Origin of the sequence: Pseudomonas kurunegalensis, from assembly GCF_030291635.1 — a bacterium.
GTDB classification, from domain to species: domain Bacteria; phylum Pseudomonadota; class Gammaproteobacteria; order Pseudomonadales; family Pseudomonadaceae; genus Aquipseudomonas; species Aquipseudomonas monteilii.
The window spans coordinates 4,564,268-4,585,779 of the sequence record NZ_CP127871.1; the positions used below are offsets into that span (position 1 = coordinate 4,564,268).

A 21,512-nucleotide genomic window follows, 5' to 3' on the forward strand; every position below is an offset into this window, starting at 1 on the left:
CCAAAAGCGTAAGCGGTTTTTGCCAGGCGGCCGGTAAACCCAGCCCCTGGATGAAAAGCCGCGGAGTATACCGCAGCACCGCACTGCGCAGGGCACCACGGCGATAGACGTTCCCTTTGCCCCGCTGCCGCTGCAAGGTGCTAGAATTCGTTATCGTTTATTCCCCAAGGTAGCCCTGTAATGTCCTTCGCCGAGCAACTGACCCGCCTGCAAGCCTTCCTCGACGCCGACGAGCTGCACGAAGAAGCGCTGGACTATGTCGCCGCACACGGCTACCTCACCGCCCTGTCGATCAACGCCGAGGATGTACCGGAGCGCGAGTGGATCGACGCCCTGTTCGCCGAAGAGCCGCACTACAGCAGCGATGCCCAGCGCACCGAAATCGAGGCGACGCTGGTTGCCCTCAAGGCGCACATCGCCCGCCAGCTGGCCAGCGACGACGAATTCGAACTGCCATGCGACCTGGACCTGACCGACGAGCCGGACGATTCCGACCTGCGCGGCTGGTGCATCGGCTTCATGGAAGGCGTGTTCCTGCGTGAAGAGGCCTGGTTCGAGAACGCCGAAGAAGAAGTCAGCGAGATGCTGCTGCCGATCATGGTCGGCTCGGGCCTGTTCGACGAACAGCCAGAGTTCGCCGACATCGCCAGCAACGCCAACCTGCAGGACGACATGATCGTACAGATCCCCGAAGCGCTGACCGCGCTGTTCCTGCTGCTGCACGCCCCTGACGAAAAACCGGCGCTGCTCAAACCACGCCACCACTAATCTGCCTGTGCGCTACCTGCTGCTGGCCATCGGCTGGCTCAGCGTTGCGCTGGGGGTGTTGGGGATTTTCCTGCCGGTACTGCCCACCACCCCCTTCCTGCTATTGGCGGCAGCCTGCTTTGCCCGCAGCTCGCCGCGCTTTCACCACTGGCTGGTCAACCACCCCAGGCTCGGGCCGTGGATTCGCGACTACCTCAGTGGTGAAGGCATTCCCCTCAAGGGCAAGGTCTACGCCATCGGCCTGATGTGGGCCAGCATTGGTCTATCGTGCTATCTGGTTCCCCTCTTCTGGGCGCGCACATTCATGCTGACAAGTGCCGTGCTGGTGAGCCTGTACATCCTCAGACAGAAAACCCTGCATAAGCCAAAGTGACATTTTTTTGTCGCCAAATATCACTTTCGCCTAACGGACATTTCCTTTATCCAGAATAATTCTGGAACCTTGCAAAAGCCTTGCAGACACTGGCTTTGAAAGCGTTACGCGCGTTCGCCATCAGCACTTATTGGTATCTTTGTTAGACAACAAAGATCTTATATGGCAATTTGATATGAATAAATCTTCTTACATATCGCGTTGAATGTACTTAGCTGTGTTGTTAAAAACCTGCAACACTATACGCGATAACATTATCGTCATTTTTTTGGCGAGCAGCAGGATCAATTCCAGGATCAGGGAGATGTACCATGCGCGTTTTGAACCCCATCACCAGTGCATTACTGTTGGCCCTGGCGAGTGCCAACGTACAGGCGATGTCGATCACCGAGGCCGTCCAGAGCGCCGTGGACTACCACCCACAAGTCAGCTCCAACCGCAACAGCAAGCTGTCGGCCGATGAGGACGTGAAATTTGCGCGTGGTGGCTACTACCCTTCCGTGGATTTGGTCGCTGGCTATGGCCGCCAGCGTTCGGACAACACCACTACCCGTGCCGAGGGTAACCACAACAAGGAAACCCTCAACTACACCCAGTCCGAGCTGCGCCTGCGGCAGATGATCTTCGACGGCTTCAACACCTCGAATGAAGTGGGCCGTACCGAGGCAGTCTCCACCTCCCGTGCCTACTACACCCAGGCCGTTGCCCAGGATGTTGCCTTGCGTGCCGTGGAGGTGTACCTGGAAGTGCTCAAGCGCCGCGAGCTGGTAACCCTGGCCAAGAACAACCTGCAAGCTCACCTGCGCGTCAACGACCAGATCGGCCTGCGTAACGAGCGCGGCGTTGGCAGCACCGCCGACCTCGACCAGTCCCGCGCACGTCGCGCCCTGGCAGAAAACAACCTGGACACCGCCGAAGTCGACCTGGCCGATGCCGAGGCCAACTTCTTCAGCGTGATCGGCCGTGCCCCGGACGAGCTGGAAAGCCCGCAGACCATCAAGGCCGAGGTGCCTGAAACCCTCGACGGCGCGCGCGACAGCATGCGTCAGAACAACCCCTACATCAAATCTGCCCAGGCTGACGTCAACGCCGCCGAGCAGCAGTACGAAGTCGGCAAGTCGACTTTCTACCCGCGCTTCGACGCCATTCTGGCAACCGGTGCCAACAACAACACCGGCGGCGAGAAAGGCCACAACAACAACGACTGGCAGGCCGGTGTAGAGATGAACTACAACCTGTTCCGCGGTGGCAGCGACAAGGCCCGCCTGCAGTCTGACGCGCACAAGATCAACCAGGCCCTGGACATCCGCAACAACGCCCTGCGTGAGCTGACCGAAAACCTGAGCCTGGCATGGAACGCCATGAACAACGCCAGCAAGCAGCTGCCGACCGCGCGTGAATATGCCGAGACCACCAAGCGCGTGCGTGCCGCCTACCAGGACCAGTTCGGCCTGGGCCAGCGTACCCTGCTGGACGTGCTGGACAGTGAGAACGAGCTGTACAACGCCGACCGCCGCTACACCGAAGTGCGTTATACCGAGGAGTTCTCGCGTTATCGCGTACTGGCGACCATGGGTGAGTTGCTGACCAAGCAACATATCTCGCTGCCGCCAGAGGCGTTGGCTACCACTGAGGTACGCACCGAGGCGCGCCTGCCCGAGATGCGTTGATCAGGCTTGAGACTGCCGGGGCCGCGTTGCGGCCCTTTCGCGACACAAGGCCGCTCCTACACGAGTACGCGATCCCCTGTAGGAGCGGCCTTGTGTCGCGATGGGCTGCAAAGCAGCCCCCAGCCTTCACTCGGTGCCATGGTTACGCTGAAACGTCTCCATCCCCATCGCCTTGATCTGCCCCTCGATCAACGCCTCGAACGGCGCCAGCAGTGCATCGAAGCAGGCTGGCTGCTCCAGCGTATTCAATGCCCCCACCACCGCCTCGATCGTCGACAACGCCCCCGCTTCCGGCGCCTTGCGCAGCCGGTAACGTGAAGGCGTAACGGCCCCCAAGGTCACTCTCGGCAACCCCTCCAGCAACGGATTCATGTACAGCAGCTTGCGCGCCTTGCGCCAGGTGCCGTCGGGCACGATCAGCAGCAAGGGTTTGTCTTCGGCTTCGCTATACGCCGCGAGCACCTGGGCGTCGTCACCCGGGAATAGCAGAGCCGGGCGGCAACCGGGCGTCGCCAACAGTTCACTCAAGTCCTCGAATACCTCTCCAATCCGCAACTCGGCATTGTTCAAGCCAAGGGCCGCGAGACGCGCAGTATTCAAGGCATGGGCCGTTTCACTGGGGTGCTGCAGCAGGATGACGCGGGTGCGGCTGTCGAGTGCGGGGATCAGTGGGCAGAGGCAATGGTCGAGCGGGCGCTGGCAGCGCTCGCAGCGGGGTCTGGGCATGGGGTTCTCCTTGGCGGAGACAGTTTGCCACAGAACCGGGGCCCGCTTGGCGGGCCCGGCAATTTCAGCGGTTGAAGCGCTCCGCCAGGCTATGCAGGTACTCCGCCATGCGTTCCAGATCCTGGCTGATTTCAGCCCCCTGCCTGGCCTGCCCGGCACTCTGGTCACACAGCTGGGCAATCCTCACGATCTGCTGGTTGATGTCCTCGGCCACATGGCTCTGCTGCTCCGACGCCGTCGCCATCTGCTGGCTCATGCCGGTAATCCGGCTGACCGCCTGGGCTATCCCGCTCAACGCAGCCTGCACGGCCTCGACACTGTGCACACTGTCTCGCGAGATCTGCTCGCCCCGGTTGGCAGTGCTCACTGCCCGTTCTGCGCCTGCACGCAGCGAAGCGATGATGTGGTGGATCTCGTCGGTGGAAGCACGGGTGCGCTGGGCCAGCGAACGCACCTCATCGGCGACCACGGCAAACCCACGCCCTTGCTCGCCGGCGCGCGCCGCCTCGATGGCCGCATTGAGCGCCAGCAGGTTGGTCTGTTCGGCAATCGAGGTAATGACATCGACCACACTGCCGATCGACTGGGTCTGCTCGGCCAAGGCATTGACTGCCAGGCCGATGTCATTGACCGCATCGCTCATGCTGCCCATGGCCTTGAGGCTCTGCAGCGCCAGTTCGCTACCCTGCTGCGCCAACTGGTCGGCATCACCTGCTGCATGAGCCGTACTTTGCACGTTGTGGGTGACTTGCTGGATGGTCGCTGCCATCTGCGCGATGGCCGTGGCCGACTGGTCGGTTTCACTGCGCTGGCGGTCGAGCATCTGCGCCTGGGCGTCAGACAAATCGGACGACTGCGCTGCCCTCGACTTCACCCCTACCCCGGCGTCCACCAGGCGAGTCAGGGCCGTTTGCAAGCGCGCTTCCTCGCTGATGATGGCGAGGTCAAGCTGGCCTTGCAGGCCCGGGTTGTCGCTGTAGGTCAGTGCCACCAGCGGGCTGGTGAAGGCCTTGGGGTGCTCGGCCAGCGTGCGGCGGATGGCCTGGTTCTGCCGGTGCTCGACCAGGTACCAGGCCAGCAGGAGGCTGGCCATCAGCACCCCGAGCGCGGCATAGGGGGGCAACCACAGGTAACCGGCTGCCGACAACAGGCCTGCGCCAATCAACGGCCAGCCATGGCCCAGCCCATGCCCCAGCCGCGCCACCCATGGCACGGCAGCCCTGCCGCCCCGCAGGCGGGCATACAGCGCCTCGGCACGGCGGATCTGCTCGCGCGTGGGCACCGAGCGCACCGACTCGTAGCCACTGATGCGGCCCTGCTCGTAGATCGCCGTGACATAGGCGCTGACCCAGTAATAGTCCCCGTTCTTGGCCCGGTTCTTGACCACGCCCATCCACGGCTTGCCCTGCTTGATGGTCTCCCACATATGCCCGAATACCGCCGGCGGCATATCCGGGTGGCGCACCAGGTTGTGGGGTTGGCCGACCAGCTCGTCGTACGTGAAGCCGCTGATCGCCACGAAGGCGTCGTTGCAGTAGGTGATGCGGCTGTTCAGGTCCGTGGTGGAAATCAGGCGTTGATCGCTGGAAAAGGTTCTTTCGTGCTCAGTGACGGGCAAATTCATGCGCATCTTGGGCGATCCTTGCAGGATGAAATGAGGGAAAATCATCAGCGCAAGTTGATATGTAGCAGAGCGCTATCAGGTTAGCGGTCTGCTTTTGCCGGAATTTAGCGCCTCCCGACGGAATGCATGAACACCTTGCTTCTCAGCCCACGTTGAGCTGGCTTTTCAGCAGGTCGCGGAAGGTCTGGATCAAGGGTTCACGGCTACGCCCGCGACGGATGATCAGCGAAAACGGGGCCTGGTAACCAAACGTCGACGGCGACAGCACACGCAAGTCGCCCTTGTCGACCCAGGCCTGGGCGTAATGTTCGGGCAAATAGCCGATATAGGCCCCGGACAGAATCAGGATCAGCTGCGCCTCCATACTCTCCACCGTCGCCGCGCTGTGCTTGAAACCATGCCGGGCCAACTCGGCCTGGCTCCAGTAGCCACGCCCGACCATGCGTTGCTGCGTCACCACCGGTTCAGGGATACGCCGCTCGGTATACAGCGGGTGACGGCTGCTGCAGTACAACCAGTGCTGCTCACGGTACAACGGCTGGTACAGCAGGCCGCTCATGCGCGAGGAGAACGCACCAATGGCCAGGTCCAGGCGGTTGTCCTGCACACCCAGTTGCAGCTCGTAGGGGCTGGACACCGACAGGTGCAGGTGCACCGCCGGGTGCTCCTGGCTGTAGGCGCCAATGGCTTCGGCCAGCGGCAGGGCCCGGTCACCGACCGTGGAGTCGATCACCCCAAGGTTGAGGGTGCCGCGCAGTTCACCCTTGAGGGCGGCGGCATACTGCTCGAAGCCGTCCAGCTCGGCCAACAGGCGCAGGGTTTCCTGGTGGAACAGTTCGCCTTTGCTGGTGAGGCTGAAGCCGCCCCGGCCACGGTGACACAGCACGATACCCAGGGCCCCCTCCAACTGGCTCATGTAAGTACTGATGGCCGAGGTTGAAAGGTTCAGCTCGCGCTGGGCGTTGGCAAAGCCCTGGTGGCGCACCACGCTGATAAAGATGCGCAGCAGTTTCAGGTCGGGCAAGGTCGAGGCCATGGTGCAACGGTTCCGCAGGGGTATTTGCGCGCAGTCTAACCGCTCTGTCCGCCTTTAGTTCAGAAATTCCTGAACTAAGTTTTTGTCGGTAGCGATTCTTCCCCGCCACTACCTTCAGCAGACTTGGCCGAAATGTCCCTGCCCGCCGGCAAAACCACACTTGAAATGGCGCGCGGCGGCACAGGTTCGAACAAACAGAACAATCGACCGACTGATGAGGCCCACCGTGGACAAGACTCTCCACCAACCACTGGGCGGCAACGAAATGCCGCGTTTCGGCGGCATCGCCACCATGCTCCGTCTCCCCCACCTGCAGAGCGCCGAAGGCCTGGATGCCGCCTTCATTGGCGTGCCGCTGGACATCGGCACCTCGCTGCGCTCCGGCACCCGCTTCGGCCCACGGCAGATCCGCGCCGAATCGGTGATGATCCGCCCGTACAACATGGCCACCGGTGCTGCACCGTTCGACTCGCTGTCGGTGGCCGACATCGGCGACGTGGCGATCAACACCTTCAACCTGCTGGACGCCGTGCGCATCATCGAAGAAGCGTATGACGAGATCGTCGAGCACAATGTCATCCCGATGACCCTGGGTGGCGACCACACCATCACCCTGCCGATCCTGCGCGCACTGCACAAGAAGCACGGCAAGATCGGCCTAGTGCACATCGATGCCCACGCCGACGTCAACGACCACATGTTCGGCGAGAAAATCGCCCACGGCACCACCTTCCGCCGCGCCGTGGAAGAAGGCCTGCTCGATTGCGACCGCGTGGTGCAGATTGGCCTGCGCGCCCAGGGCTATACCGCCGACGACTTCAACTGGAGCCGCCGCCAGGGCTTCCGTGTGGTGCAGGCCGAAGAGTGCTGGCACAAGTCGCTGGAGCCACTGATGGCCGAAGTGCGGGAAAAAGTCGGCGGCGGCCCGGTTTACCTGTCGTTCGACATCGACGGCATCGACCCGGCCTGGGCGCCTGGCACCGGCACCCCGGAAATTGGCGGCTTGACCACCATCCAGGCGATGGAGATCATTCGCGGCTGCCACGGCCTGGACCTGATCGGCTGTGACCTTGTCGAAGTCTCCCCGCCTTACGACACCACCGGCAACACCTCGCTGCTCGGTGCCAACCTGCTGTTCGAGATGCTCTGCGTGCTACCGGGCGTAGTGCGTCGCTAATACCGCTACACCCCGGCAGGAGCCATGAGGGAGGGCCACTGAGGCCCGCCAACAACACGACAAGACCGCCGGGCGCCGTGCAACCGCCCGCGTGGTCGATCTCGCCATAATAAAGATAATCGGGAGACCCCCAATGGCCTTGGACATCATTGTTGTAATGATCTATACCGCCGGCATGCTCGGGCTTGGCTGGTATGGCATGCGGCGCGCGAAAACCCACGAAGACTACCTGGTAGCCGGGCGCAACCTCGGCCCGGTCCTGTACATGGGCACCATGGCCACGACCGTGCTCGGCGGTGCTTCTACCGTTGGCACCGTACGCCTGGGCTACGTCCACGGCATTTCCGGTTTCTGGCTGTGTGCAGCCTTGGGCCTGGGCATCATCGCCATCAACCTGTTCCTCGCCAAACCGTTGCTGCGCCTGCGCATCTTCACCGTGACTCAGGTGCTGGAGCAGCGCTACAACCCGACCGCTCGCCAGGCCAGCGCCATAATCATGCTGGCCTATGCGCTGATGATCGGCGTGACCTCCACCCTGGCCATGGCCACCGTACTGCAAGTATTGCTGGACCTGCCATTCTGGGCCTCGCTAATGCTCGGCGGCGGTGTAGTGGTGCTGTACTCCACCATTGGCGGCATGTGGTCGCTGACCCTGACCGACATCGTGCAGTTCGTGATCAAGACCGTCGGCCTGATGTTCATCCTGTTGCCAGTGTGCCTGTACAAGGCCGGTGGCTGGGACACCCTGGTGGCCAAGCTGCCGGCGGCCAGCTTCCAGCTGACCACCATTGGCTGGGACACCATCATCACCTACTTCCTGATCTACTTCTTCGGCATCCTCATCGGCCAGGACATCTGGCAGCGGGTGTTCACCGCCCGTGACGAGAAGGTCTGCCAGCGTGCCGGTACCACCGCCGGTGTGTACTGCGTGCTGTACGGCCTGGCCTGCGCCGCGATCGGCATGGCTGCACATGTGCTGATGCCCGACCTGGCCAACCCGAACAATGCGTTCGCCGAAATGATCAAGACCACCCTGCCCGATGGCATCCGTGGCCTGCTGATGGCGGCAGCACTGGCAGCCATGATGTCCACCGCCAGTGCCGGCCTGCTGGCGGCCTCGACGACCGTGACCGAAGACCTGTTGCCCAAGCTGCGTGGCGGCAAGCAGTCGAGCCTTGCCATGAGCCGCCTGTTCACTTTGCTGACCGGTCTGGTCGTACTGGGCATCGCCTTGGTGGTGAACGACGTGATCAACGCACTGACTCTGGCCTACAACCTGCTGGTCGGCGGCATGCTGATCCCGCTGATCGGGGCAATCTTCTGGAAGCGTGCAACTACCGCCGGGGCCATTGCCAGCATGTCGCTGGGCTTTGCCACCGCGCTGCTGTTCATGTTCAAGGACGGGCTGGAGGCCAATACGCCGATCTACTACAGCCTGGCTGTTGGCCTGGTGAGCTTTGTGGTGGTTAGCCTGATGTCGCGTAAGTCGGTGGCAGCGGTGAAGCTGGCCTGATAGACCCTGACAGATACAACAAGGCCGCTGCATCCAACCGGATGCAGCGGCCTTTGTTTTTATCAGCGACGACGCGGCTGGCGCTTGCGCTGCTCTTCATCAGTCGGGATCGGCACCGGCTGCAAGGGTGGTGGAATCAGCCCCAGGGCAACCGCCAGGTCGTGGAGCCAGTTGGACAGTGGTTTATTCATAATGCCCCCTTGACGGGTCAGCCTCACGGCAAATCAATCCTGCGATGTTTCATACAGATCATAGCCCGATGTCCTGTATTACGCATGCCTCTGCTCTTACAGATAAGGGCCATTTTGACGCGGATCAAGCCGTAACGGCGCATTCCGACGACTGGTTAATCGTTTCGCTTTGTTGCAGGTCGATCCACGCCTGCAAATTGGCGCCGCGCATCCCCTGTCGCCACATCAGCCAGGTGACCGCCTGGTCGAACGGTGCTTGCAGGCGGTGCACCCTTACCCGGTCGCGCCCAGGCAAGCTGTCGAGCATCGACTGGGCCATCATCGCCACCCCTGCGCCGGCAATCACGCAGGCCAGCATGCTCTGGTAAGACTCGATCTCCATGACCCGGCCCATAGGGGTATGCGCATGGGCATACCAGGCCTCCAGGCGCATGCGGTACGAGCAGCCCTGGCGAAACGTGAACACCGCCTTCCCTGCCACATCCTTGGCGGTATGCACTGCCGGGTGCTCCGGGCTGGTGATCAGCACCAGATGCTCGTCACACAACGGCACGCCATCCAGCCCGGCCAGGTTCAGCGGCCCATCCACCAGGGCAGCATCCAGGTGGTGGCTTAGCAAGCCTTCCAGCAGCTCGCCGCTAGGGGCAGCGCGCACCTGCAGGTTCACCGCCGGGTAGGCCTGGTGGTAGCGCGCCAGCAACGCCGGCAAATGGGTTGCCGCCGTGCTGTACATGGTCCCCAGCACAAAATCCCCCGCCGGTTGGCCGCCCCGCACGGCAGCCAGCGCCTCGTCGCGCAAGGCCGACATGCGGTGTGCGTAGTCCAGCAGCACCTTACCCGCCGGCGATAGCTGCAGGCGCTGGCGTTCACGCAGGAACAGCTCGACGCCCAATTGCTCTTCCAGTTGGCGCAGGCGCGTCGACAGGTTTGACGGCACCCGATGCAGGCGCTCTGCAGCACGGGTGACCGAGCCTTCCTCGGCCACGGTCTGGAAGATACGCAGCTGGCTGAATTCCAAGACATTCTCCAAAACAGAACAACTTGATCATCATTATTCAATTTTATTGAAAAAGAAACCGCCCTAACCTGCCGGCTATCGCTTACATCCGTGCAGGAGACTAGTCATGTCGCCACTTATCCAACTGCTGGCCAGCGCCGTGGCGCTGATGATGGCCATGGGCATCGGCCGTTTCGCCCTCACGCCACAATTGCCGCAACTGATCGCCGAAGGCCAGTTCGACCTGGCGGTTGCCGGGCTGGTCGCGGCAGCCAACTACCTGGGCTATTTCATTGGCGCGGTAGATGCCATGTTCGCCCGCTCACCCGGCCAGGTGCGCCTGCGCCTGCAGGGCGGGCTGTGGCTGTGCGTGCTGCTGACCCTGGCCTCGTGGGCCGCTGACGGGTTGTGGAGCCACCTGCTGCTGCGCTTTGGTACCGGCGTGGCCAGTGCCTGGGTGCTGGTGATGATCACCAGCCTCAGCCAGCAAGTGGCCAATGCACACAACCGCCAGCGCCAAGGCGCCCTGGTGTTCGCCGGGCCCGGCCTGGGCATTGCCATGACCGGGCTGCTGGCCTTGGTGGCGCATGTGCTGGGGCTGGGCTCCGCAGCCCTGTGGCTGATCTATGCCGTGGCTGCGCTGATGATGTTGCTGGCCGTGCGGCCATGGCTGCCACGCGCCCTGCAAGTGGCGCCAGCGCCGTCGCCAGTGCGCCAAGGCCCGACCCGCAGCGTGGGCATTGGCCGCCTGGGGCTGGTGTATGCCTTGTACGGCGTGGGTTACATCCTGCCGGCCACCTTCCTGTCGCAAATGGCCAACCAACAGTTCCAGGGGCAGTGGCAGGCCGACCTGTTCTGGCCGGCGTTTGGCCTGGCGGCGGCCTTGGGCGTGCTGCTGGTAAGCCTGCGCCGTGGCGGCCGCACCTCAACCTGGCTGACCGCCACGCTGTGGCTGCAAGGGGTCGGCGTGCTGGCCTGCCTGTTGGGCGGGGGCATCGGGCTGGCGCTGGGCGTGGTGCTGTGTGGCGGGCCGTTCCTGGCCTGCATGCAACTGGTGATGCAACGCTCGCGAGAGCTGGCACCCCATGCCACGCAACGCAATGCCGGGTTATTGACCGCATGCTTTGCCCTGGGGCAGCTGAGTGGCCCGCTGCTGGCAGCACTCAGCATCCAGTACAGCGGTGGGCTGCAGCCGGCGCTGATGGCGGCGGCAGGCGGGCTGGTGGTGGCCGGGGGGCTGGTGCGGTTGGCACACAGCGAGCGGGCCGGCGGCGCCTGCCCGGCAAACCTTTAACCTACATACCGGCGTAACTGCTTCTTCACCCAAGGCTCGGCACTAACCAGAATCACCCCCAGCAGCACCATCAACGCGCCAATCACAAAGTTGACGCTCAGCGGCTCATCCAGCAGCAGTACACCAAAGGTCACCCCGAACAGCGGGGTGATGAACGAAAACACAGCCAGGTTTGATGCCAGGTACTTGCGCAGCAACCAGAACCAGGTCAGGTAGCTGACGAACGACACCACAATCCCCTGGAACAGCACACTGCCCATGGCCAATGGCGTCAGCGACACGGCACCGATCTGCCCACTGAGCAAGGCAATCAGCAACAGCCCGGCAAAACCCACCGCCAATTGATAGAACAGGGTCAACGTCGCCGGCGCCTCCGACAGCCGTGAGCAGCGCACCACCACCGTGGTCGCGCCCCAGGCCAGGCCGGCGATTACACCGAAGGCATCACCCAGCAGCATGCGGCCATCCATCTCCTCGAACGACATGCCACCGGCAAACGCCATGGCAATGCCACCAAATGCCAGCAGAATCCCCAGCCACTGCAACAGCCTCAGGCGCTCGCTGGGTAACCGGAAATGCAGGCCCAGCGCGGTAAACACCGGTGCGGTATAGAGGAACACCGACATGTGCGCGGCCGACGTCAGCTTCAGCCCCTCGGCAATGAACAGGAACTCAAGGCCGAACAACCCACCCGCCACCACCCCGGCGCGCCATGTACTGCCGACCTGTTCCCAGCCACCGCGCCAGCACAACATCAGGCCTACCAGTACGGCAGCGATACCATTGCGCAGGGCCGCTTGCATCACCGGGGCGATATCCACGGCGGCGGTTTTGATCAGCACCTGCTGGCAACCCCAGATCAGGCACAGCCCCAGCATCACCTGGAAAGCGAAGGCGTCAGGGTTCTTGCGGACCGCGCTCATGGGCGGGCCTCTGGGGTGATCGTAGGCATGGGCAAAGGCTCGGCAGTATTCAGAAGTTACCGATTATCGGGTTTCCATGCCCACCGTTGCCAGCCTCAAAACGACCTCAAGCAATCTGCGCCTTCGCTGACACCTGTTCGAAGGTGGCTTCATCCAGCGCATCCGCCTGCTCGTCCAGCACCTGACGCGGGTGCTCGAAGCCGGGGATGCTGCTGTCGATCAGGCTCATCAGGCGCAAACCGCGCTCGGTCAGCACGAAGTTTTCGCCATTGCCGCCCTCTTCTTCGGGCCGGCTTTCGATGAAGCCACGCTTGAACAGCAGCTTCTCGTACTCACAGGCCAGGGTTTTAAGCAGGTCCAGGTCTCCCACCGGCTCACCTTTGGCAGCCAGCGCTGCGGCGTGCTGCTCGGCATAGGGGCGCGGGGTAAAGCTGTGACCAGCGCCGTTCTGCACCTCGTGCAACAAGCGCTCGATCAGGTCCCAGTCGTAGGGGATGCTCATGGTGATGGGCTCCAGCTAAGGACGGAAGGGGTACACAGGTTGGGACCGGAGAGTGGGTGGTGACGTTCCGGAAAAATGGATGAGTGCCTGGTATGGCAATAGGCAGAAACCATTTGCCGCCTTCCCTTGTGTAGTTTATAAACTACATTCACTCAATGAAGAAAATAGAGTCCAGCAGTTTCAGACATTGGGTGGCCGGCCTGCGCGACGACAGCGCCAGAGCCCGAATCATTTCCCGGATCAACCGATTGCTCGAAGGCCTCCCAGGCGATGTATCACCGGTTGGCTATGGCATCAGTGAACTCAGAATTCACTGTGGGCCTGGTTACCGGGTGTATTTCCATCAGGCGGGCACAACGATTGTCATTCTGCTATGTGGCGGCGATAAAGGCAGCCAACAACGAGACATCAAGGCAGCCCGCCAGATTCTGCGTTCGTGGAGGATGCAAAATGACTGAAACCTTCTCTGAGTTCGATCCTGCCGAATACCTCACTACCCCTGAAGCCATCGCGTTGTTCATGACCGACGCGCTTGAAACCGGAGACGCCAGCTATGTCGCCAAAGCTGTAGGCGTGGTGGCACGTGCAAAAGGTATGAGCGAGCTGGCCAGAGAGACCGGACTGTCCCGAGAGCAGCTTTACAGGTCTTTCAGCGAACATGGCAACCCTACGCTCAAGTCTTTTCTAACGGTGATGAAAGCATTGGGCATAGATATGACGGCGCGCCCCCACCTCGCCGGCTGACTGACCGTCATCGCCATCGGTCGCAATCGCTGAACTTGCCCGCGCCTTTTGCCCTCCACCGCGCATAACCACCGCTGGAGGTAAAAAGGATGAAACCGCTGCTGCCCCTTACTTGCGCCATCGCCCTGTCCTGCGCCCTGCCCGCCTGGGCCTGCACACCGGAAGAAGCAACGCAGAAACGTGAAGAGCTGGCCGGGCTGGTTACCCAGTTGACCGAGCAGAACCCGCAGAAGGCCAAGGAAATCAATGAAGAGCTTCAGGGGATGGACCTGGAGACGGCGAGCAAGGACTTGCCCGACAAGTGTCAGCTGATAGATCAGCGGATCAAGGAGTTGAAAACGGCGGAGAAGAAGGCTGAGTAAGGCACCTAGCTGGAACGCACTCGATGTAGGAGCGGCCTTGTGTCGCGAAAGGGCCGCAAAGCGGCCCCCGGGTCCTGCATCAATGCGAAAAACGAGGGGCTGCTTCGCAGCCCTTTCGCGACACAAGGCCGCTCCTACAAAGTAGGCATCGGCCTTGCAGCGCGCTGATTACTCAGTAGCCGGCTTGCGCTTTTTCAGCGGCGCCAGGCCGTCAGCGCTGGCCAGCGGTGCATTTGGCCGCGGTTTGGCGGTCGGCTTGCGCTTGGCGGCAGCTTTCTTGTCGCCGCCCTTCTTGTCGACCTTCTTCTTCTTGGCCCCAACAGCCTTGCCCGACGCCTTGACCTTCTTCGGCCCGCTGTAAGTACCCTTCACTTCCTTGATCACCCGGCGCTCGAACTGCTGCTTGAGGTAGCGTTCGATGCTCGACATCAGGTTCCAGTCATTGTGGGTGATCAGCGAGATCGCCAGGCCTTCGCCACCAGCGCGGCCGGTACGGCCCACGCGGTGCACGTATTCATCACCGCTGCGTGGCATGTCGAAGTTGATCACCAGGTCCAGGCCGTCGATGTCCAGGCCACGGGCTGCGACGTCGGTGGCCACCAGCACCTTGGAGCTGCCTTGCTTGAAGCGCTCGATGGCCAGCTTGCGGTCCTTCTGGTCCTTTTCGCCGTGCAGCACGAACGCCTTCACGTCCTTGGCTACCAGGTGGCCGTAGATACGGTCGGCCAGGGCGCGGGTGTTGGTGAAGATGATCGCCTTGTCGAAGGTTTCGTTGGCCAGCAGCCACTGCACGATCGCCTCTTTGTGCTGGTCGTGGTCGGCGGTGATGATTTGCTGGCGGGTGCCTTCGGCCAGCTGCGACACGCTGTTGAGCATCAGGTGCTCAGGGTCTTTCAGCACCTTGCCGATGATGTCGCGCAGGGCCGCGCCACCGGTGGTGGCCGAGAACAGCAGGGTTTGCTCGCGGTTCTCGCACTCCTTGCACAGGCGCTCCATGTCTTCGGCGAAGCCCATGTCGAGCATGCGGTCGGCTTCGTCGAGGATCATCACTTGCACGTGGGACAGGTCGAGGTTGCCGGCATTGAGATGCTCGAGCAGGCGGCCCGGGGTACCGATCAGCACGTCCGGCACCTTGCGCAGCATGGCGGCCTGTTCCTTGAAGTCTTCACCGCCGGTGACCAGGCCCGCCTTGATGTAGGTGAACTGCGAGAACAGCTGCACTTGCTTGAGGGTCTGCTGGGCCAGCTCACGGGTCGGCAGCAGGATCAGCGAGCGGATCTCTACCCGTCCACCTTTCAGGTCGACCAGGCGGTTGAGCAGCGGCAGCACGAAGGCAGCCGTTTTACCGCTACCGGTCTGCGCAGTCACGCGCAGGTCACGCCCTTGCAGGGCCAGGGGGATGGCCGCGGCCTGCACCGGAGTTGGCTCGACAAATTTAAGCTCGGCCACGGCTTTAAGCAGGCGTTCATGCAGGGCGAATTGGGAGAACACGGAGGTAACCTCGGGCAAGTGCGGGAAATTCAGTTGCATAGGGTAACGTTTTCTGCCGGCTTAGCCGAATTTCTTTTGGCAACTTTGCCGCCATCCGCGCTCTAATGGCACTTCGTTTCGCAACAAGACTGTACGCAAGCCCATGGATATCCAACGAATCTGGCGTGACTCCCTCGACCTGTGGGGCACCCTCGACCAACACCCCATGCTGCACGCGGCCATTGGCCTGGCGGTGCTGCTGCTGATTTCCCTGGTCATCGGCCGGCTGGCACGCTTCCTGGTACTGCACAGCGCCCGCCTGCTGGCACGCCAACCGGCGCTGAAGTGGCTGGACGACCTGCGCCACAACAAGGTATTCCACCGCCTGGCACAAACCACACCGTCGCTGGTGCTGCAGTTTGGCCTGAAGCTGGTGCCTGAGCTGTCCGACACCGCCCAGCACTTCCTCGGCAATGTCGCCCTGGCCTTCACCCTGCTGTTCATGACCCTGGCGCTGTCGTGCCTGCTGGATGCCCTGCTCGACATCTACGCCCGCACCGAACACGCCCGCACCCGCTCGATCAAGGGCTACGTGCAACTGGCCAAGATGATGCTGTGGATTTTCGCCGCCATCGTCATCATCGCCACCCTGATCGACCGCTCGCCGCTGTTGCTGCTGTCTGGCCTGGGTGCCATGTCGGCGGTACTGCTGTTGGTATACAAGGACACCCTGCTGTCGTTCGTCGCCAGCGTGCAGCTGACCAGCAACGACATGCTGCATGTGGGCGACTGGATCGAAATGCCGCAGGTGGGTGCCGATGGCGATGTGGTGGACATCACCCTTCACACCGTCAAGGTACAGAACTTCGACAAGACCATCGTCTCCATCCCCACCTGGCGCCTGATGAGCGAGTCGTTCCGCAACTACCGCGGCATGCAGCAGTCCGGTGGCCGGCGGATCAAGCGCAGCCTGTTCATCGATGCGGCTGGCGTGCGCTTCCTTACCCGCGAAGAGGAACAGCGCCTGAGCCAGGTGCAGCTGCTGGGCGACTACCTGGCCGGCAAGCGCCAGGAGCTGCAAAACTGGAACGAGGCCCTGGGGCCGGTGGCGGAGCTGGCGGCCAACCGCCGCAAACTGACCAACATCGGCACCTTCCGCGCCTTTGCCCTGGCCTACCTGAAGAACCACCCCAACGTGCACCCGAACATGACCTGCATGGTGCGGCAGATGCAGACCACCGCCGAGGGTGTGCCGCTGGAGATCTACTGCTTCACCACCACCACGGTGTGGGCAGACTACGAGCGCATCCAGGGGGATATTTTCGACTATCTGCTGGCCGTGTTGCCGGAGTTCGGCTTGAGCCTGTATCAGCAGCCGAGCGGCAATGACATGCGGGCCGGGTTGGCGGGGCGTGCAACGCCGGAATCGGCGCCGCGCCGCCTGGAAGCGATGAGCGAGGCTTGAAAGCACAGGGGCTGCATTGCAGCCCTTTCGCCTTTCAAAGCAGCCTTAGGGCGCGTATTCCACGGTTGTCGAAAGTGGCTTGCTTGCGCGCCCATGGACCATGCAATACAGCGCGCCGGCCAGGATCAAGCCCATGGCCCAACTGATGTCCACACCCAGCCATTCGGCCACGAACCCCGTGTAGAACGACAGTTTCATGAACGGGATGGTGCCGATGATCGACACGGCGTACACCGCCAGGCTTCGACGATTGAAACGTCCGTAGCGCCCCTTGGCGTCATACAACGCTCCCACATCATAGTGGCCCCGGCACACCCAGTAGTAGTCCACCAGGTTGATCGCGCTCCATGGAATCAGCAGGTACAACTGGCCGATCAGGATATCGGCAAAGAACGTGTCGAAGTTGTACTGGGTGGCGATGGCGATCACCGTTGCCGCTGCGGTCAGGCAGGCCATTACCATGGCTTTGGCAGTTGAGGTCACGTGAGCGATCGTCTTGAACGCACCAAAGATCGTGACTGACGACATGTACGCGCTGTACAGGCACAGGACGTTGTACTGAATCACTCCCAGTGCGATCACTGCCAGCGCCAACGGCGCCCACGGGCCAAACAACGCGGCAATGGCCGTTGCAGGGTCATGCCCCAGTGCGGCGGGCAGTTCCACGGCCACCAGTGCACCCAATGCCATCATGGCGAAGGAGCCCAGCGCACAACCGCAATAGGTGGCCCAGAACGTGGCGCGAGGGTTGACGTTGGCCGGGAGGTAGCGCGAGTAGTCGGCCACATAGGGGCCATAGCCCAGCGTCCAGGAGGCAGACTGGGCAACGATCAGGTTGAAGGCGGCGAACGAAAAGCCTGTGCTCACCGCGGTTGTGCTTTCGAGGCCGCCAGGGTGCAGCAGGATCAGCACCAGGGCGCCAGCAAAAACCAGGGTGGACAGCAGGCTCATCCATGCCCCCAGGCGGTGGATGAGTTCGTAGCCGATAAAGCCAATGATAAAGGTCAGTAAGCCCACCACCACAATGGCCAGGTTATCGCTCATGGGTACCAGCGCCTGCAACGCTTCACGCATCAGCACGCCGCTGGCAGCAAGGAACAGTACGGCGGCCGTGACCATTACCAACAACGGGATCGCCGCGCCATGCACACCGAATTGGGCTCGGCTCTGGATCATCTGTGGCACGCCGAGGTGAGGCCCTTGAGCAGAGTGCGCCGCCATGAACACGGTGCCGATCAGGTTGCCGACCAGGAGCGCCAACAATGTCCAGCCAAAACTGAGCCCCGACGCAGCGCCCAGGGTGCCGACCATCAGGGCAGTTATCTGGAAATTGGAGCTGAACCAGATGGTGAACAGACGTTTAGGCGTGCCATAACGCTCAGCGTGTGGGACAAATTCGATACTTCGCGTTTCTAGCTTCACGCCGGTCTCCCGATTCATTTTCATGATTATCGGGTAGGCACCAGCGTGATTTGGGCTCAGTAACGAACGCGTCATAGCTGGTTGCGCCATGGCATGCTCGATAACGTCAGGGCCGATGAGCTGCCCCGCTTCGGCAGGAAAACGCATTGTTTGTAGGCGCGCGTTTACTCGCGAAGCGGCCTTCAGCTACCCCGCATAGCCCAACAGATACAACAGCCCGGTCAAGGTCACCAGCGAAGCCACGGTCGATAGCAGGATCGTCCGCGATATCAGCCCCGCCTCGCGGTTGTAGTACTCCGCCAGCATGAACGGCCCGGTTCCGGTCGGCAGTGCCGCCAGCAGCACCGCCGAAGCCGCCCACATGCTCGGCAGGCTGAACACCTTGTACGCCAGCACCCAGGTCAGCGCCGGCTGCCCTACCAGCTTCAACCCCACCAACGGCCACGGGCTGGCCTGTGCTCCGGTACGCTTTTCCGCCAGGAACGCGCCTAGCGATATCAAGGCGCACGGCGTGGTAGCCAACGCCAGCATGTCGAGAAAGTGCATTACCGGCTCAGCCAGCCCCAACCCGGTCATGGCCCAGCCAGCGCCCGCCAGCGGCGAAATCACCAGCGGGTTCTTCGCCAGCGCCTTGCCCACCACCACGATGGCGCGGCCAATATGCCGCTCTTCCTGCAAACCGATCTCGATCAGTGTCAGCGAAATGGCGAACACCAGGCACACGACGATCAACGACGAGATCAGGGCCGGCTGCAAGCCCGCCTGGCCGAACAGCAACAGACACAACGGGATGCCGATATAGCCGGTATTGGCATAGCCCGCACTGAGCCCGTCTATGCTCGATGCCACCAGGCCATGGCCGCTGTACAGCCGCCACGCCAGCGTGACCACGAACATGGCCAAGGCACCCGCACCAAAGGCCACGATGAACCCAGGGTGCCAGATCTCGCTCCAGGTGGCGGTGGCGGTAACCTTGAACAGCAACGCTGGCAGGCACAGCCAGACCACCATCTTGTTGATCTCGGCGGCGGCCTTGTCGCCCAGTTTGTTGGTCTTGCGGCACAAGTAGCCAACCAGGATCAAGGCGAAGATCGGCGCAACAATGACAAAAATGGTGTGCATGTCAGGCTTTGCCGGCCAGCGGCGACTGCGCACGCCCACCCAGACGGCTCAACCACACCGACGCCAGGATGATTCCGCCGCCAATGAACAGCCGCCCCAGCGGCTCGTGCTGGTTCCAGATCAACAGGTTCAGCAACAGCCCTACCGGTACATGCAGGTTGTTCATCACCGCCAACGTACCGCCAGACACCAGGCACGCGCCCTTGTTCCACCAGTACAGGCCCAGCGCCGTCGGGCACAGGCCCAGGAACAGCAGCACCAGCCATTGCACATCGGTGCTCGGCAGGTGCTGGGCGTTGCCGAACAGCAGGAAGGCCGGCAACACCACCAGCAAGGCGCCCAGGTAGAAGTAGCCGAAGCGCGCGTAATGCGGCAGGTCGCTGGGGTGGCGCGCGACCAGGTGGCGGTACAGCACCTGGCCAGCGGCATAGGTGAAGTTGGCCAGTTGCAGCAGCAGGAAGCCGATGAAGAACTCGCCGCTGATGCTGTCGAAGCGGATTACCGCCGCACCGGCCACGGCAACCAGCGCGGCCAGCAGCGCCCACGGGTTGAAACGCCGGTTCATGGCGTCTTCGATCAGCGTCACATGCAGCGGCGTGAGGATGGTGAACAGCAACACCTCAGGCACGGTGAGTACGCGAAAGCTCAGGTACAGGCAGACGTAGGTGATGCCGTATTGCAGCGCGCCGATCAGCAGCATCGAGCGCATGAAGCGCGGCTCGACCTGGCGCCAGCGGGTCAATGGCAGGAACACCAGGCCTGCCAGCACCACCCGTGCGAGCACAGCAAAATAGCTGTCGACGTGCCCGGCCAGGTACTCGCCGATCAGGCTGAAGGAAAACGCCTGGATCAGCGCGACGATTATCAGGTAGCCCATGGTTGCCTCTCGTGAATCAAGGCCGCGACCTTAGCGGGTTGCGGTAAATGAGTTCAACCATCCAGGCGCCTGTCGTGGTTTTTTTATTTGGGGCGTCAATCGAGCGCTACAAAGCTCAAGACAATAAAAAAGCCCGGCCATACGGGCCGGGCAGGTACACCCAAAGGAGCAAAAACAGGTGTCAGGGTTGGGAATTCGTTGAGCCTCAGGCCACGGCCGCCAGTTTGGCCTTGGCCTGGTTGACGCCCTTCTCATGGAACTCGCCGCTCATGTTCAGGCCTTCGGCATGGATGAAATCGACATCGTGAATACCGATGAAGGCCATCACCTGACGCAGGTACGGTTCCTGGTGGTCGCTGCTGGCACCGGCGTGAATGCCGCCACGGGCGGTCAGCACGATGGCGCGCTTGCCGGTCAGCAGGCCCTGTGGGCCGGTCGGGGTGTATTTGAAGGTGATGCCGGCGCGCAGTACGTGGTCCAGCCAGGCCTTGAGGGTGCTGGGGATGGTGAAGTTGTACATCGGCGCGGCCATTACCAGCACATCAGCCGCCAGCACTTCATCGGTCAATTCGTTGGAACGGGCCAGGGCCTCCAGTTCGGCGGCACTGCGCTGCTCTTCGGGCTTCATCCAGCCCCCCAGCAGGTTGGCATCCAGGTGCGGCACCGGGTTCACCGCCAGGTCGCGCACCGTGATCTGATCGGCCGGGTGGGCGGCCTGCCATTGCTGGATGAAATCACGGGTCAGCTGACGGGAAACGGAATCCTGCTGGCGGGCGCTGCTTTCGATGATCAGTACGCGGGACATGGGGTGCCTCCATCGGCAAAAAGGGTTGCGATTCGATGGAGGTGAGATTAAGGCTTGACCTATCGATAAAAAAGCGTAAAAAGTGGGTTCAATCAATCGATTAATCAGTTTATTCCGCGCTACAGCTCAAGGCGATACGCAGTTTGATGATCTGCCGGTTGAATTTGGCGGTGACATCGACGCTTTTACCGGCCGGTACGTTCACCCGGCGAACCCTGGGTGCTTCAGGGCCATTGCGGAAGGTCACCTTGCAGGCCGCCGGTACCTGCCCATAGTTGTTGAGGGTAATGGCGCCAATGTCGTAGGCCGTGTCATAGGCGGTGTAGTCAAGCTTTACCCCGGTCAGTTCCTTCTCCACATCGATGGGGTAGGCCATGGCCCCGAGGGGCAGGCACATCAGTATTGCCGCACAACATTTCTTCATGGGCCGCTCTCCTTGAAAGAGGGCAGC

Annotated in this window: 23 protein-coding genes; 10 read left to right on the plus strand and 13 right to left on the minus strand. The window is 62.0% G+C overall.

The genetic code is table 11. From position 1 onward, the window contains the following. Positions 1-180 precede the first annotated feature (180 nt). From QQ992_RS20770 to QQ992_RS20780, 3 genes are all read left to right on the plus strand, one after another. Positions 181-768, plus strand: coding sequence for a YecA/YgfB family protein (locus QQ992_RS20770; protein WP_105946034.1), 588 nt, complete (start codon positions 181-183; stop codon positions 766-768). A gap of 7 nt (positions 769-775) precedes the next feature. Continuing rightward, positions 776-1,141, plus strand: a complete 366-nt coding sequence (locus QQ992_RS20775; protein WP_110741621.1) for a YbaN family protein — start codon at positions 776-778, stop codon at positions 1,139-1,141. A 311-nt stretch (positions 1,142-1,452) separates the two neighbouring features. After that, positions 1,453-2,811: a TolC family outer membrane protein gene (locus tag QQ992_RS20780; RefSeq protein ID WP_105946032.1), complete on the plus strand. Its 1,359-nt coding sequence runs from the start codon at positions 1,453-1,455 to the stop codon at positions 2,809-2,811. 126 nt (positions 2,812-2,937) lie between these two features. Here QQ992_RS20780 and QQ992_RS20785 read toward each other — a convergent pair whose 3' ends face one another. From QQ992_RS20785 to QQ992_RS20795, 3 genes are all read right to left on the minus strand, one after another. Then, positions 2,938-3,537: a tRNA-uridine aminocarboxypropyltransferase gene (locus QQ992_RS20785; protein WP_286110876.1), complete on the minus strand. Its 600-nt coding sequence runs from the start codon at positions 3,535-3,537 to the stop codon at positions 2,938-2,940. Between the two features lie 64 nt (positions 3,538-3,601). After that, positions 3,602-5,167: a methyl-accepting chemotaxis protein gene (locus tag QQ992_RS20790; protein ID WP_286110877.1), complete on the minus strand. Its 1,566-nt coding sequence runs from the start codon at positions 5,165-5,167 to the stop codon at positions 3,602-3,604. Between the two features lie 136 nt (positions 5,168-5,303). Further along, positions 5,304-6,197, minus strand: a complete 894-nt coding sequence (locus tag QQ992_RS20795; RefSeq protein ID WP_016711883.1) for a LysR family transcriptional regulator — start codon at positions 6,195-6,197, stop codon at positions 5,304-5,306. Positions 6,198-6,423: 226 nt separating this feature from the next. Here QQ992_RS20795 and speB point away from each other — a divergent pair, with 226 nt between their 5' ends. Beyond that, positions 6,424-7,374: an agmatinase gene (speB, locus tag QQ992_RS20800; RefSeq protein WP_003254586.1), complete on the plus strand. Its 951-nt coding sequence runs from the start codon at positions 6,424-6,426 to the stop codon at positions 7,372-7,374. A 133-nt stretch (positions 7,375-7,507) separates the two neighbouring features. Next, positions 7,508-8,887, plus strand: coding sequence for a sodium:solute symporter family protein (locus QQ992_RS20805; RefSeq protein ID WP_286110878.1), 1,380 nt, complete (start codon positions 7,508-7,510; stop codon positions 8,885-8,887). 62 nt (positions 8,888-8,949) lie between these two features. Here QQ992_RS20805 and QQ992_RS20810 read toward each other — a convergent pair whose 3' ends face one another. Next, on the minus strand, positions 8,950-9,078 hold the full coding sequence (locus QQ992_RS20810; RefSeq protein ID WP_009683677.1) for a PA1414 family protein: 129 nt from the start codon (positions 9,076-9,078) through the stop codon (positions 8,950-8,952). 124 nt (positions 9,079-9,202) lie between these two features. Continuing rightward, entirely contained in the window at positions 9,203-10,096 is an 894-nt protein-coding gene (gene ptrR, locus QQ992_RS20815; protein WP_286110879.1) for a putrescine utilization regulator PtrR, read from the minus strand. 106 nt (positions 10,097-10,202) lie between these two features. Here ptrR and QQ992_RS20820 point away from each other — a divergent pair, with 106 nt between their 5' ends. Next, the gene (locus tag QQ992_RS20820; protein WP_286110880.1) at positions 10,203-11,369 is read left to right on the plus strand and encodes an MFS transporter; all 1,167 of its coding nucleotides are present in this window, start codon (positions 10,203-10,205) and stop codon (positions 11,367-11,369) included. Here QQ992_RS20820 and QQ992_RS20825 read toward each other — a convergent pair. After that, the gene (locus tag QQ992_RS20825; protein ID WP_025753882.1) at positions 11,366-12,292 is read right to left on the minus strand and encodes a DMT family transporter; all 927 of its coding nucleotides are present in this window, start codon (positions 12,290-12,292) and stop codon (positions 11,366-11,368) included. The genes QQ992_RS20820 and QQ992_RS20825 overlap by 4 nt on opposite strands. 106 nt (positions 12,293-12,398) lie before the next feature. Beyond that, a complete protein-coding gene (locus QQ992_RS20830; RefSeq protein ID WP_104834183.1) occupies positions 12,399-12,794 on the minus strand; it encodes a transcriptional regulator in 396 nt (131 codons plus the stop codon). A gap of 155 nt (positions 12,795-12,949) precedes the next feature. On the opposite strand from QQ992_RS20830, the gene QQ992_RS20835 reads away from it, so the two are divergent. The 3 genes from QQ992_RS20835 (at position 12,950) to QQ992_RS20845 (ending at position 13,900) form a co-directional block, all read left to right on the plus strand. After that, on the plus strand, positions 12,950-13,252 hold the full coding sequence (locus QQ992_RS20835) for a type II toxin-antitoxin system RelE/ParE family toxin (RefSeq protein ID WP_286110881.1): 303 nt from the start codon (positions 12,950-12,952) through the stop codon (positions 13,250-13,252). Continuing rightward, the gene (locus QQ992_RS20840) at positions 13,245-13,538 is read left to right on the plus strand and encodes an addiction module antidote protein (RefSeq protein WP_286110882.1); all 294 of its coding nucleotides are present in this window, start codon (positions 13,245-13,247) and stop codon (positions 13,536-13,538) included. The genes QQ992_RS20835 and QQ992_RS20840 overlap by 8 nt, the downstream gene beginning before the upstream one ends. Positions 13,539-13,627: 89 nt before the next feature. Beyond that, positions 13,628-13,900 (plus strand): hypothetical protein, encoded by a 273-nt coding sequence (locus QQ992_RS20845; protein WP_286110883.1) that lies wholly within the window; start codon positions 13,628-13,630, stop codon positions 13,898-13,900. 168 nt (positions 13,901-14,068) lie between these two features. Here QQ992_RS20845 and QQ992_RS20850 read toward each other — a convergent pair whose 3' ends face one another. Continuing rightward, positions 14,069-15,430 (minus strand): DEAD/DEAH box helicase, encoded by a 1,362-nt coding sequence (locus QQ992_RS20850; RefSeq protein WP_286110884.1) that lies wholly within the window; start codon positions 15,428-15,430, stop codon positions 14,069-14,071. A gap of 103 nt (positions 15,431-15,533) precedes the next feature. Between QQ992_RS20850 and QQ992_RS20855 the strand changes: the two genes are divergently transcribed. Beyond that, a complete protein-coding gene (locus QQ992_RS20855) occupies positions 15,534-16,835 on the plus strand; it encodes a mechanosensitive ion channel family protein (protein ID WP_119369164.1) in 1,302 nt (433 codons plus the stop codon). Positions 16,836-16,880: 45 nt separating this feature from the next. Here QQ992_RS20855 and QQ992_RS20860 read toward each other — a convergent pair whose 3' ends face one another. The 5 genes from QQ992_RS20860 to QQ992_RS20880 all read right to left on the minus strand — a co-directional run bounded on the left by QQ992_RS20860 (position 16,881) and on the right by QQ992_RS20880 (position 21,485). Then, positions 16,881-18,257, minus strand: a complete 1,377-nt coding sequence (locus QQ992_RS20860) for a purine-cytosine permease family protein (protein ID WP_119369163.1) — start codon at positions 18,255-18,257, stop codon at positions 16,881-16,883. A gap of 186 nt (positions 18,258-18,443) precedes the next feature. Next, positions 18,444-19,379, minus strand: coding sequence for an AEC family transporter (locus QQ992_RS20865; protein WP_028699601.1), 936 nt, complete (start codon positions 19,377-19,379; stop codon positions 18,444-18,446). Between the two features lies 1 nt (position 19,380). Then, positions 19,381-20,256, minus strand: coding sequence for a carboxylate/amino acid/amine transporter (locus QQ992_RS20870; protein WP_119369162.1), 876 nt, complete (start codon positions 20,254-20,256; stop codon positions 19,381-19,383). A gap of 205 nt (positions 20,257-20,461) precedes the next feature. Further along, positions 20,462-21,061: an FMN-dependent NADH-azoreductase gene (locus QQ992_RS20875; RefSeq protein WP_019099146.1), complete on the minus strand. Its 600-nt coding sequence runs from the start codon at positions 21,059-21,061 to the stop codon at positions 20,462-20,464. 109 nt (positions 21,062-21,170) lie between these two features. Next, positions 21,171-21,485, minus strand: a complete 315-nt coding sequence (locus QQ992_RS20880; protein ID WP_025753884.1) for a hypothetical protein — start codon at positions 21,483-21,485, stop codon at positions 21,171-21,173. Positions 21,486-21,512 lie beyond the last annotated feature (27 nt).